This is a genomic window from Arcobacter ellisii (assembly GCF_003544915.1).
Classification (GTDB): domain Bacteria; phylum Campylobacterota; class Campylobacteria; order Campylobacterales; family Arcobacteraceae; genus Aliarcobacter; species Aliarcobacter ellisii.
Genome location: NZ_CP032097.1, coordinates 2,268,957 through 2,281,166, shown reverse-complemented (window position 1 = coordinate 2,281,166; position 12,210 = coordinate 2,268,957). Strand labels below are relative to the sequence as shown.

Sequence of the window (12,210 nt, the reverse complement as noted above, 5' to 3'; positions counted from 1 at the left end):
TGCTGGTGGCTATAGAGAAGTGGAAATACCCAGTCCCATTCCGAACCTGGAAGTCAAGCACTTCATCGCCGATAATACTGCCGGGTCCCCTGGTGGAAACGTAGGCCGCTGCCAGCTCTTGAGTTTTTTACACACAAAGCTTTTTCCAATTTGAACTCCTTACTCAAGTTCTTCTTGGAAGAAGCTTTTTTTTTACACCCCCCCTAAACACCTAGCCTTTTTACTCCTTGCTTTCTTTTCGGTTTTTAGCTTTACCCCTTTTTGCACCTAAGTACAATAGACAATTTATACAAAAATGGAATATACTTGTATATGAATAAAAATATTACTAGGAGATTACAATGGCAAATATAATTGGAAAAATAGTATCAGGAAATGGATCGTTTTTTATAAAACATCCAGATGGAACTTTAGAAGTTGCCAAAGTTGGAAGTACATTATTTGAAGGTGATAAGTTAATTGGTAGTTCATCAAATAGTAATGAAGATTCAATCTTAATTTCATTAGTAAATAATCTAGGTCAAACAAAAGTAGTTGGAAGTAATGAACAACTTTTTGATATTACATTATTATCAGGGGAAATCCCAGAAGATACAGTTGTTCCAAATAGTCAAGTTGGTGACTTATTAGAACAAGCAACAAATAATCAACAAGATCCTAACCAAAATAACGAACAAGCTACTCTTACTTTAGCTCAAATCGAAAATTTAGATGTAGCAGCAGCTGGTGCTGATCAAACTACAACTGAACCAGTTGGAATTGTACCTTTAAGATTAGAAGATAGAACAGCTGGTGAAACTAATGTTGTTACAGATTTAAGAGATGCTGAAGAAACTTTAGCTGTTATTGATGACACTGTGGAAGCTGATAATACTGTTTTAGGTGAAATTTTAACAGAAGCACCAATAGATGATGAACTAGATAATTCAGATAATCCAGATAAACCAGATAAACCAGATGAACCAGAAGAACCAGTTCCCGATTTAACTGCATCTGAACCAAATTTAGATATTGTTGTAAATGAAACAATTAAATATAATAAAATAGGAACTACTACCGTTATTGATACTGATAAGAATGAAGAAGAAGGTATCTTTAGTATAGGAGATAATTACTATAAAAATATTGATATTGATGTATTGTTAAATGGAAATGATAAAATAATTCTTAATAAAGGAAGTAAAGAATCTACAGGGAATTTGACTTTAGGTGGAGATACAAACACACTATCATTAACTGTTGATTTAACAGGTAATGAAAATGGTCATGGACAAAGTCAAGCTAATGGTGAAATTATATTTTATAATGATGGAGAACCACAAGGAAGTCTTGCTTTGGTAGATGGAAAATATTCTTATGCGACGGAATATTTATTTGATACATTTGAAGTGATACATACAGGAAGTTCTGGTAATGGCTCTTCTTCAATACACATAGATGCTTATGAAGCAACTATTATGCAAGAAGTTGAACCATATACAAAAGAGATTGATAATATAGTTACCTCTTATGAGTATGATATTTCACTTGATGCTTTATCAACAGATACAGATGGTAGTGAGACTTTATCTGATGTTAGTGTTAATATTGGTGGAGAAACAATAATAATTCCATTAGATGAAAATGGTCATGGTGAATATTTATATACAAGTGACGACCAAATCCCAAAAGATAGCATAGAGGCTTCAGTAATTTCAACTGAATCAAATGGCGGTGATACATTTGAAACATTTGCTTATGTTGATTCTAATGATGGGGTTGATACTTTGAGATTGACAGGTGGAAGTGATATTGATTTTTCAACTGTCGATACTTCAAATATTAAAGATATTGAACAAATTGATTTATCAAGGGATTCTGATTCAAATTACCTAACAAAATTGTCTTTTTCAGATGTAGTTGAAATGACAGATTCAGGAGGGGATAGTATTTTAAGAATTATGGGAGATAGTTCAGATAGTGTTAGTTTGGTTAGTGATAGTGGAATATGGAGTTCAGTTGGAACACAAAATATTGACAGTATTGACTATAACGTATATTCAAATAGTGAAGATACGAGTTATAAAGTATTAATTCAAAATACTATTCAAATAGATTTACCAGCTGACTAAAAAAACTAAAAGAGTAGTTTTACTACTCTTTTAAATTTTTTTCTTTAATTCTTCTATCATATTTAATTTATGACACATTTTTATGCCATAAAGGTAAATAATCCAAGAAATATATATCCAAAAAAATGTAAATAATAAAGTTGCAAGAGAACCATAAATCGTTGCATAAGTTTTATTATAGATTACATAATAGATAAATAAATTTTTTGTAACAGTTAAAACAATAAATGTTAAAAGGGAAGAGATAATAGCAGCTTTATCATCAATCTTTTTATTAACACTAAGTTTAAATAAACTAAAAAAAATAAGCCATGCAAAAATATATGATAAAACAATAGTTAAAATTGCATTATTATATAAAGAGATTAAAATATTTGAAGCTGTGAATAATAAAGCAACAACAATTAGATATAAAGTATAAAATATAAATGAAAAATGAATAGATTTTCTTTTTGCATGATGTATTTTATTTACAATATATTCATAATCTTTGAAAAACATTATAAATACAAAAATCATATAAACTATACCTAAAAATCCCAATTGATTAGAGTTTGATATATATTTTTTTAAAGCTTCTACAATATCTGTAGAGTGTGTAGGATTAATAAGGCTAAAAATGTAGTTTATAAAAATATCTAAATAGTTGTTAAATTCAGAAAAATTTGAGATTATTGCAATAATAAGTGCAATGATAGGTAAAATAGAGAAGATAGTAAAAAAGCTTAAAGAAGCTGCATAATAAGTTGTGTCATCATTAAAAAATGAATCTAAACCTTTTATAAACTTCTTTAAAAAGCTTTTTTCTTCTCCTATATTATTCATTTATCATTAAAGTCCCATTTTAAATGGATTTAAAATATTATTTGGGTCAAATGCTTTTTTTATACTTCTAAATAGATTCATTTCAGCTTCTGTGAATGCTATATGCATAAATGGAGCTTTTGAAGTTCCAATTCCGTGTTCACCACTTAAAGTTCCACCTAAATCAACAACATATTGGAAAATCTCTTCAATAGCTTTATGTCCATCTTCCATCTCTTTTTCATTGTTTTTATCTTTTACCATAACATTTACATGAATATTTCCATCACCTGCATGGCCAAAACAAGGAACGTTGAATCCATATTTTTCACCAATTTTATAGATTCCTTCTAATGCAACTGGAAGTTTACTTCTTGGAACTGAAATATCTTCATTTAATTTTTTTGTTCCATAAATCATTGTTGCTGGACTTGCATTTCGTCTTGCAAACCAAAGTTTTTTACCTTCTTCTTCATCACGTGCTATGATAAAATCAATTGAACCATTTGCAGCAAATGACTCTTTTAAAGTTTGAAGTTGTGATTCAATTTCAGCTTCACTACTTGCATCAACATCACCAACTAAAATTCCACCAGCATGTTCAGGAAGTGAAATTTGTGGGAATTTTTGTCTTAAAGCTTTAATTACAAGTGCATCTAAGAATTCCATAGCAACTGGATTTGCACCAGCTGCAAGTGATTTAAACACAGCTGTCATTGCACTATCAACTGAAGGGAAAACTCCCATATATGTTTTTTTGTATTTTGGTTTTGGAATTAGTTTTAAAGTAATCTCTGTGATAACTGCTAAAGTTCCTTCACTTGCTATTAAAATTCCAGCTGTGTTGTAACCAGCAACATCTTTAATAGTTTTTTTACCAGCAACTATAATATCTCCATTTGGAAGAACTGCTCTTAAAGCCATTACATAATCTTTTGTAATACCATATTTAGCTGCTCTCATTCCACCTGCGTTTTCACTTACATTTCCACCAAGTGTAGAATACTCTTCACTTGCAGGATCTGGTGGATAAAATAATCCAACTTCTTCTACTGCTTTTTGAAATTGCATATTTATAAGTCCTGGTTGAACAACTCCAACCATATTTTCCATATCAATTTCAAGAAGTTTATTCATGTGTCTCTCAAGACTTAAAATAATTCCACCATTTGCAGGTAATGCACCACCAGTAAATCCTGAACCTGCACCTCTTGGCACGATTATAATTTTGTGTTCATTACAATATTTTAAAATATCACTTACATCTTGCTCATGTCTTGGAAAAACAACAGCATCTGGTTCAAATCTTGTTCTTGTTGCATCATAACAAAAAGCGATTAAGTGAGCTTTATCGCTTTTTATATTTTCCTCACCTACAATAGAAGTAAGGTAATCTAAATGTTTTTTATCAATCATTATTTTAATCCTAAAACTTTTTCATAATATTCATCATAAGTTAAATCTTCATTACTTGAGAAGAATGAGAAATCAAATATTGAACCTTCAATTTCTTCAACTCTTGTGTAAAATGGCATTTGATACTCTTTATTTTCATATGCAAAATTATATTTTGCAAGAATAGTAAAAGTTTTTGTATCAACAACATATACTTTATTATTTAATACAAAGAAAATTGTTCCTAAATTTTGCTCAATTGCAAACTTTTGTATATCTTCTTTTGTTGGGAATGGAGTATTTGTAACTTTTAATTTTGCAGCAAAAATGTCTGAGTGTATAAAGTTATTTGATTTGAAATTACTTCTTACTGCCTGAAAAGAATCAAGTGATGGAGCAATTAAAAGCGAAGAGTTATACATATAATTTAATACAACAACATCGTTTATTGAAACTTGTCTATTTGATGTTGGAAGTGCTTCTTGTAAAAGGTCATCAAATGGGAAGAATTCTATTACAGAAGAGTTTGCATTTGTACTAATAACTTTTGTATTTGAAACGATTTGTCTTTTATCATTATCATAAATATGAACAACAATTCCTGTTTGACCAACTATTAAATTTCCAATATTTATTGTACTTTTGTTATTTTCAACATTTGTGATTTTTGTACCAATTGGTTTTACTGAAAATTCACTTGTATTTGTTGTTGGTTCTTGTGAAACTGAAGTTGTTAAAAGAGTTTTTGAAGTAGGAGTATTCCCTTTATAAAAATAGTATGAATAATTAAGTTTATTTTGAGAAGTTGAAATTTTTATATCTAAAACATCCCAACCATTACTTTTCATATCATTAACAGTTAAAGTTCCTTTACAAACATCTCCATCAAGTGCAACTTCTTCTATCATTGAAGGTTTATCAACACCATTTTTGAAACAAATAGTTTCTTGTGCCAATAAAGTATTTGACATTAAAGAAACAGCACCTAATAATAAAACTTTATTAAATATCTTTCCCATTTTTATTCCTATTAATTTGATTGTAATTCTTGAAGTTTTTCTCTAACTTCATCTACATGTAAAATCTCTATTTTTTCACCTTTTACACTTTTTTTCTTTCTAACGCTAACTTTATCCCAAATTGCAGCAATTTTTCCTTCAGGATTTATGATAAAAGTGCTTCTTACTACGCCCATAAACTCTTTACCCATAAATTGTTTTAATTGCCAAACTCCATAATCTTCACACATTTTTTTATTTGTATCAGATAAAAGAGTTATTGTTAAATCATATTTATCAATAAATTTTCTGTGTTTTTCAGTATCATCAGCACTAACACCTAAAATTACTGCATCTAAATCATCAAAAAATGAGTGTTTATCTGTAAAATCACAAGCTTGTGTTGTACAACCTGGAGTTAAATCTTTTGGATAAAAGTATAGAACTATCCATTTTCCTGCTAAATCTCTTGAACAAATTTCTACGTCATCTTGATTTGGTGCGCAAAAACTAGGTGCTATATCTCCAACTTTTAACATATTAAAAATCCTTTTATCTATTTTTTTATTGCTATAAATGTTGCAAAATTTACCCATTTGAAAATTGTTTCACAATGACTAAATCCAGCATCTAAAATCATTTTTTTATTTTCTTCTTCTGTATATGGAATCAATACATTTTCTAAAGCTTCTCTTTTTTGAGATATTTCAAATTCACTATATCCTTGAGTTTTTTTAAACTCATAATATTCATCAATAGATTGTTTATTTAAAGTAGAATTTGAAGAGATTACTTTTTCACTAAAGATAAAAATACCTTTTTCTTGTAAAGAATCATATATTTTTTTTACTAATTTTTCTCTTTGTAAAGGTCTGATAAATTGTAAAGTGTAGTTTGAAAGAATTAGTTTTGCATCATCATAAGAAACATCATGTAAATCAGCATTTATAAGGTTTATATCAACTCCAAATGCTTTAGCTTTTTTACTTGCTCGATTTAACATAGCTTCTGAATTATCTATACCAATTAGTTGTAAGTTATGAATACAGTGTTTGCTTAATTCTATTAAAGTTGAAGCAGTTGAACAACCTAAATCATAAACTTTATCATTTTCATTTAAAAAATTGCAAGCAAAATTTATTGATAATCTTTGCATCTCTTTGTAAAAAGGAACTGACCTATTTAACATATCGTCAAATACTGATGCTACTTCTTCATCAAATTCAAACTGTTTGGTAATTGATTTATTAAATACTTTATCTATCATTCTAATATTTTATCTAAATGCATATTAATAAACATTAATAAAGTAATTTTTTGTTGTTTCTATATCTTTATCTATTTGATTTTTTAACTCATCAAAACTATCAAATTTTAGATTATCTCTGATTTTTTTTATAAATTTTATCTGAATTGTATATGTGTCATTTATTATATTTTCATCTAAAATATGTGTTTCAACGGCATAACTTCCATCTGTTGTAACTCTATGACCTAAAAAAGTAACTGAGTTATATTCTATTTCATTTAAAATAGTTTTAGTAATATAAACTCCCTCTTTTGGAAGTAAAAATTGTTCCACTTTTAGATTTATTGTTGGAACAAAACTTTTAGTGCCAAGTCCTTGCCCTTTGATTTGATGCCCATAAATTTTATACTCTTTGCCTAAAAGTTTATTTGCAATTTCAATTTCACCATCTTTTAAATATTCTCTAATAACTCTTGAGTGAACAGCAATATCATCTATTTTTATTTCATCAATAATTTTTACATTTCCATGAAAAAGTTCTTTTAATTTTTCAATACAATATCTTCTATTTTTACCAAAACAAAAATCATAACCAACAACTATTTTTTTTAAATTTGGGAACTCTTCATTTAATAGTTTTATAAATTGGTCACCTTCAAGATGTTTTATATTATCAAGTACATAATAATAGATTGGATAACTACTATACTCTTGTCTATAAACTTTTGGAGTAAGATTTGCAAATCCTGATTCGATTGATACAATAGCACCATTTTCATCTAGGTTTTTAAAAAGTTCTTGATGGGCAACATGCATACCATCAAATCCTCCAATAGCAATAGATGTGATTGTATTTTTATTTACTAAAGTAGAAGAGTTCTTCTTCATTTCCATCTTTTCCTTGTAATTTACTAAAACTTGTATATATTTGTTTCCACTTTAAAGTTTCTGTTTTTTCTAAAAAAGTTTCTCTTGCTTTTTTTATAGCATTTTTATCTTTTACAACACCTTTTTTATCCCTTTTAACTTTTGTTCCAACTTCAAATTGAGGTTTGAAAAGAATAATAATATCTTTTGAAGCTAATCTATTTATATCTTCAATAATATTTAAAATAGAGATAAATGAAACATCACAAGTAATAACATCAAATATTTCATTACTTTGAAAATTTCTTATATCGGTGTTTTCAAAAAATGATATTTTTTTATCATTTTTTATTTTTTCATGTAGTTGATTACTTCCAACATCCACACAAGTAACTTTTGAAACTTTATTTTCTAGTAAAATTTGTGTAAATCCACCTGTACTACTTCCAATATCTAAAGCATTTTTATTTTTTAAATCAAAATTTTTTAATTCTTCTAAAAAATATTTTAGTTTATAAGCAGCTCTTGATACGTAAAAATCTTCTTCTAAAAGTTCAATTTTATGATTTTCCTCAACATTAAAAGATGGTTTTGTTATAATCACACCATCGCATTTAACTTTATTGGATTTTATTAGTTCGCTCGCTTTATTTCGGCTTTGGACATTAAAAGTTGTAGTTAAATATAAATCTAATCTCATGGGTGGAATTATAGTTGAAGTTTGTTCAAAAAGAGTTTAGTTGTTCAATTGAAGAAAAAAAGTCAAAATTTATGGCTTTTTTAATGCCTTATGAAAAATTTGATGAAGTAATGGCTAGATTAAGAAAAGAACATCCAAAAGCAGTTCATTTTGTTTATGCTTATAGATATTTTAATGAGTTTGAACAAATAGTTGAAAATAGTAGTGATGATGGAGAACCAAAAGGAACAAGTGGAAAACCAGCACTTGCTGTTTTAGCTGGGGCTGAAATTATTAATTGTGCAGTTATTATTGTACGATATTTTGGTGGAGTAAAACTTGGAACTGGAGGATTAGTTAGAGCATATGGTGATAGTGTAAATGAAGTTATTAAAATAGCAACTTTTAAAGAGTATAAAAAACTAATAAATAAAACATTAGAGTGTGAGTATAATAAACTTTCACTTCTTGAATATCTTTTAAATCAAGAAGATATTAATATAAAATCGAAAGATTTTTCTACAAATGTGAGTTTACAAATAGAACTTACAAGCGAACAATTTGATTTACTTTTACCTTTACTTTCAAGAAATATTATTATAAAATAATTCAATTTATTATTTATATTTAAAATATAAATGGAGTTGAGTTATGAAATTTGTCTGTAATCTTTTGTTTTTATGGCTTTTTGTTTTAGAATTAAATGTTTTAAGTAGTGAAAAAATCAATATAAATTTTAAAGATTTACAGATAATGGAGTTGATAAAAATAACTTCAAAAATCATAAATAAAAATATTTTAATCAATGAAGAGATAGAAGGAAATGTTGATTTTATTTCAAATAAACCTTTAAATGAAGAGGAATTAATCAAAATTTTAGAATTTGTTCTTGAAGATAAAGGTTTCTCTTTAGTTCAAGATAGTGGAATTTTAAGAGTTGTTAAGTTAGATAACTTTATAACAAAAGATAGTGTTATAGTTGAACTTAAAAATATTGATGTAAATGAAGCAAAAAAAAATTTAGAAGCAATTGCAAAATCAAAATTTAACGACAAACTAGAAAATGAAAAAATTTCAATTGTAGAAAATAAAGAGAATAATACTTTAGTAATTATTGGAGAAAAAGAGAATATTAGTTATTTAGCAAATTATATAAAAAATGTTGATAATGACACCTCTTTAATAAAAACAGAGATAAAAATATTTTCTTTAAAAAATATAGAAGCAACAAATGTGATAAAAATTCTTGATTCAGTTATTGGTAAAAAAACATATACTGAACAAAATAAAAAACCTTTACTCTCTTTTGATGAAGAGACAAATGCAATTATTGTTATGGGACCTGCTGATGAACTTGAATATATAAATAAATTAATAGATGAATTAGATAAAGAAAAAACACAAGTTTATGTACAAGCAAGAATTATTGAAGTTAATGATGAATTAGTAAATAACATAGGAGTTCAATATGGAATTTTTGGAGGAAGTGCTGGAAGTAATGGACTTGCAACTTTTTCTTCAAATCTAAATGGTGGTTCAACATCAATTAATGATGTATTAAATGTTATTGATTTGAATATTCCTGATATAAAATCAGGACTTGCTCTTGGAGCTTCACTTAATCTTTTGAAACAAAATGGAGCTTTAGATATTGTTTCAGAACCTTCAATTTTAGCTGTTAATAACAAAGAGAGTTCTATATATGTTGGAGAAAAAATTTCTGTGCAAACTTCAAGTTCTGTAACTGATGGTGGAACTCAAAGAACAAACTATCAAAGGGAAGATGTTGGGTTAACACTAAAAGTAAAACCAAGAATATCAAGTGAATCAAAAGTTACTTTAGAAATTAACACTTTATTAGAAGGCGTAAAAACTACACAAACAAGTAGTGGAAATCCTGATACTTTAAAAAAAGAGATTAAAACAACTGCTATTTTAAATAATGGTGAGAGTGTGATTATTGGAGGATTAATAGAAAATAAAAATGAATCAAAAATCCAAAAAGTTCCAGTTCTTGGTGAAATTCCTATTTTTGGAAATTTATTTACAAATGATTTATCCACAACTAAAAAAAATAATTTAGTGGTAATTGTTACTCCTTATATGATTCCAAAATCAAAAGATATTACTTTTGTTAGAAATCAGTTAGCTCAATTAAAAGCTATTGAAGATAGATATTTAGAAGATTCTTTAATTAGATTAAAAGAAGATGCTATTAAGAAAAAACTTGAAATACAAAAAAGAGAAAAAAAGATTGAAGAGTTAAATGAACAGTTAAAAGATTTAAGTGGTGAAAATAAAATTGTAGTTGATAAAAACGAACATGAAAAAAGAGTAAAAGAGATTTTAGGACAATAGTTTAGCTTTTTATTTTGTTTTTATTAAATGTAGGAGTTTATCATTTAAAATAAGTGAATCCATAGTGTTTTTTGGATTTGTAGAATTTAAAACTTTATTACAATCTATACATAAGATAATTATATTTTCTAATGTATAACTTCCACCATCTTTTATATCTTTAACAAAAGTTGTGTAAGTTTCATTTAATGAAGGAAGATTACAACCACATCTATTACAACATTTGTTATCTCTTCTAGAAGCTAACTCTTTTCTTTGTTGCCAATCACTTGGTAATTTTGCACTAGGAATTGATTTTTCATCATAATTTACCCAAAGTTTATCTCTTGGAACTGAAGGTTGAGTTTTCTTATTATATTCAAAGTTAAAAAATTGTTCAACAACTTTTTCAATTATAAAAGTTTCTCTAAATGTTAAATTTGATTCATTTTTTGTTTTTTCAATAATTGAATAATCAATATCTATTTTAGGATGATTAGTTTTCATATGGATTTTTAAATCTTTTAAAAAAGCATCAAAATCCCCCTTTTGAGGTTTTGAAGAAGAAAAAATCTTTTTTCTATAGATATAAAGAGGTAATAAGCAAACAATTAATAAGCTTGCGTAAATTATGAACTCTATATCTAATCTCAAAATTTAGCCTTATATAATTTCAGGGTTAATTTGATGTTTTTCTAATGTCTTCTTTGCTTCTTTATAATCACCTGAAATAAGTTTTTGTAACTCATTTTTATGGATTATTGGAAGTAAAATTTCTCTTCCACAAAGCTTTTGAATCTGTTTTCTATTGTAATCAAAAATATAAAAATCTTCATTTGTATCAACTACTAAAAAATCAGCGTTATTATCAAATGCATCAAGTAAAATTGTAGAAGCAACATGATATGTAATTATTGGATTTTTATTAAAACTATTTTTTGCTAAATCTAATTTCATACTATCAAGATTTAATATATTTGCTTTTAGTTTATTTAATAATTCTATTGTTTGTTTAGAGTTATTTGATGGATAATAGGCAATATTAAAATCTTTAAAATCATGTAAAACTTCAAAATTTTCTTCAAATTCACCAAAATCAATGATTAGTGTTTTATTTATTCTGAAATTTTGTTTTTCAAGTTCTTCAAAATAACCTAATTCACTTTGAATAGTTTGAATTTTTGTTTCAATAATATCTTCAAATTTATAAATTCTATTTTTTAAACTTGTATGAAATGAAGCACCAATTTCAACATCATCTAATAGTGATAATATATAACTTTCTATTTTTGGATTTTTTTGAATTAAATCATAAGCTAAAAGCAAAATTGAATCTCCAATATAATCACTTCTATAATTTAAAGTATTTGAAGCATAAAAATATTGTTTTAGATTAAAGTAATTTTTTCTATCTTCTTCATCAATAAAATCTTTGAAAATTTCGATTTTTTCAATAAAATCTTTATCATCAATCAATAAATCATTGTAAACTCTTCTTTGAGAAATAGGTTCGATAGTTAACTCTTTTCCAAAGTTTTCAACAAGCTCTTCTAAAGTTAATGAAGCTTTTACATAGATATTATTTACAACTAAATCAAAATCTAAAGAGTTTTCAAATCCTAATTTTTCACTTTTATTTAAAGTGTTTAAAATATCTAATAAATTTTTTTCATTTTCAATTTTTAAAAAATGTTTAGTGTAATATGGTAGATAATCTGAGTTTTTATCAAACTTAAATAAAGAGATTTCTAGTTTCATTAATAGTACCTT

General features: G+C 26.5%; 12 protein-coding genes and 1 rRNA gene. 4 read left to right on the top strand and 9 right to left on the bottom strand.

The genetic code is table 11. The features are described 5' to 3' along the window. Position 1 precedes the first annotated feature (1 nt). Together rrf and AELL_RS11575 are read left to right on the top strand one after the other, a co-directional pair. Positions 2-117, top strand: a 5S ribosomal RNA gene (rrf, locus tag AELL_RS11580). A 224-nt stretch (positions 118-341) separates the two neighbouring features. Next, positions 342-2,111, top strand: a complete 1,770-nt coding sequence (locus tag AELL_RS11575; RefSeq protein WP_118918106.1) for a hypothetical protein — start codon at positions 342-344, stop codon at positions 2,109-2,111. 30 nt (positions 2,112-2,141) lie between these two features. On the opposite strand, the gene AELL_RS11570 is transcribed toward AELL_RS11575, so the two are convergent. From AELL_RS11570 to tlyA, 7 genes are read right to left on the bottom strand one after another with little or no spacing between them, the layout of a single operon-like run. Then, a complete protein-coding gene (locus AELL_RS11570) occupies positions 2,142-2,936 on the bottom strand; it encodes a YihY family inner membrane protein (protein WP_118918105.1) in 795 nt (264 codons plus the stop codon). A gap of 6 nt (positions 2,937-2,942) precedes the next feature. Continuing rightward, positions 2,943-4,331, bottom strand: a complete 1,389-nt coding sequence (locus tag AELL_RS11565) for an FAD-binding oxidoreductase (protein ID WP_118918104.1) — start codon at positions 4,329-4,331, stop codon at positions 2,943-2,945. Next, a complete protein-coding gene (locus AELL_RS11560; protein ID WP_118918103.1) occupies positions 4,331-5,329 on the bottom strand; it encodes a plasminogen-binding N-terminal domain-containing protein in 999 nt (332 codons plus the stop codon). The genes AELL_RS11565 and AELL_RS11560 overlap by 1 nt, the downstream gene beginning before the upstream one ends. 11 nt (positions 5,330-5,340) lie before the next feature. Continuing rightward, positions 5,341-5,847, bottom strand: a complete 507-nt coding sequence (gene bcp, locus AELL_RS11555) for a thioredoxin-dependent thiol peroxidase (RefSeq protein WP_118918102.1) — start codon at positions 5,845-5,847, stop codon at positions 5,341-5,343. Positions 5,848-5,864: 17 nt separating this feature from the next. After that, the gene (gene cmoA, locus AELL_RS11550) at positions 5,865-6,575 is read right to left on the bottom strand and encodes a carboxy-S-adenosyl-L-methionine synthase CmoA (protein WP_118918101.1); all 711 of its coding nucleotides are present in this window, start codon (positions 6,573-6,575) and stop codon (positions 5,865-5,867) included. 24 nt (positions 6,576-6,599) lie between these two features. Continuing rightward, positions 6,600-7,445, bottom strand: a complete 846-nt coding sequence (locus AELL_RS11545) for a bifunctional riboflavin kinase/FAD synthetase (protein WP_118918659.1) — start codon at positions 7,443-7,445, stop codon at positions 6,600-6,602. Beyond that, positions 7,414-8,124, bottom strand: coding sequence for a 23S rRNA (cytidine-2'-O)-methyltransferase TlyA (tlyA, locus tag AELL_RS11540; RefSeq protein WP_118918100.1), 711 nt, complete (start codon positions 8,122-8,124; stop codon positions 7,414-7,416). Before tlyA ends, AELL_RS11545 begins: the two co-directional genes overlap by 32 nt. A gap of 14 nt (positions 8,125-8,138) precedes the next feature. Between tlyA and AELL_RS11535 the strand changes: the two genes are divergently transcribed. Then, on the top strand, positions 8,139-8,711 hold the full coding sequence (locus AELL_RS11535; protein ID WP_118918099.1) for a YigZ family protein: 573 nt from the start codon (positions 8,139-8,141) through the stop codon (positions 8,709-8,711). A 43-nt stretch (positions 8,712-8,754) separates the two neighbouring features. After that, entirely contained in the window at positions 8,755-10,461 is a 1,707-nt protein-coding gene (locus AELL_RS11530; protein ID WP_192941196.1) for a secretin N-terminal domain-containing protein, read from the top strand. A gap of 9 nt (positions 10,462-10,470) precedes the next feature. On the opposite strand, the gene AELL_RS11525 is transcribed toward AELL_RS11530, so the two are convergent. Both AELL_RS11525 and AELL_RS11520 read right to left on the bottom strand, forming a co-directional pair. Beyond that, the gene (locus tag AELL_RS11525) at positions 10,471-11,094 is read right to left on the bottom strand and encodes an HNH endonuclease (RefSeq protein WP_192941195.1); all 624 of its coding nucleotides are present in this window, start codon (positions 11,092-11,094) and stop codon (positions 10,471-10,473) included. Between the two features lie 9 nt (positions 11,095-11,103). Continuing rightward, positions 11,104-12,198, bottom strand: a complete 1,095-nt coding sequence (locus AELL_RS11520; RefSeq protein WP_118918098.1) for a DUF5644 domain-containing protein — start codon at positions 12,196-12,198, stop codon at positions 11,104-11,106. Positions 12,199-12,210 lie beyond the last annotated feature (12 nt).

Bases quoted from the DNA above. Each gene is read 5' to 3' on its own strand.
- AELL_RS11520 (WP_118918098.1), bottom strand. From the start codon at position 12,198: ATGAAACTAGAAATCTCTTTATTTAAGTTTGATAAAAACTCAGATTAT.
- AELL_RS11545 (WP_118918659.1), bottom strand. From the start codon at position 7,445: ATGAAGAAGAACTCTTCTACTTTAGTAAATAAAAATACAATCACATCT.
- bcp (WP_118918102.1), bottom strand. From the start codon at position 5,847: ATGTTAAAAGTTGGAGATATAGCACCTAGTTTTTGCGCACCAAATCAA.
- AELL_RS11575 (WP_118918106.1), top strand. From the start codon at position 342: ATGGCAAATATAATTGGAAAAATAGTATCAGGAAATGGATCGTTTTTT.
- AELL_RS11570 (WP_118918105.1), bottom strand. From the start codon at position 2,936: ATGAATAATATAGGAGAAGAAAAAAGCTTTTTAAAGAAGTTTATAAAA.
- cmoA (WP_118918101.1), bottom strand. From the start codon at position 6,575: ATGATAGATAAAGTATTTAATAAATCAATTACCAAACAGTTTGAATTT.
- AELL_RS11560 (WP_118918103.1), bottom strand. From the start codon at position 5,329: ATGGGAAAGATATTTAATAAAGTTTTATTATTAGGTGCTGTTTCTTTA.
- tlyA (WP_118918100.1), bottom strand. From the start codon at position 8,124: ATGAGATTAGATTTATATTTAACTACAACTTTTAATGTCCAAAGCCGA.
- AELL_RS11530 (WP_192941196.1), top strand. From the start codon at position 8,755: ATGAAATTTGTCTGTAATCTTTTGTTTTTATGGCTTTTTGTTTTAGAA.
- AELL_RS11565 (WP_118918104.1), bottom strand. From the start codon at position 4,331: ATGATTGATAAAAAACATTTAGATTACCTTACTTCTATTGTAGGTGAG.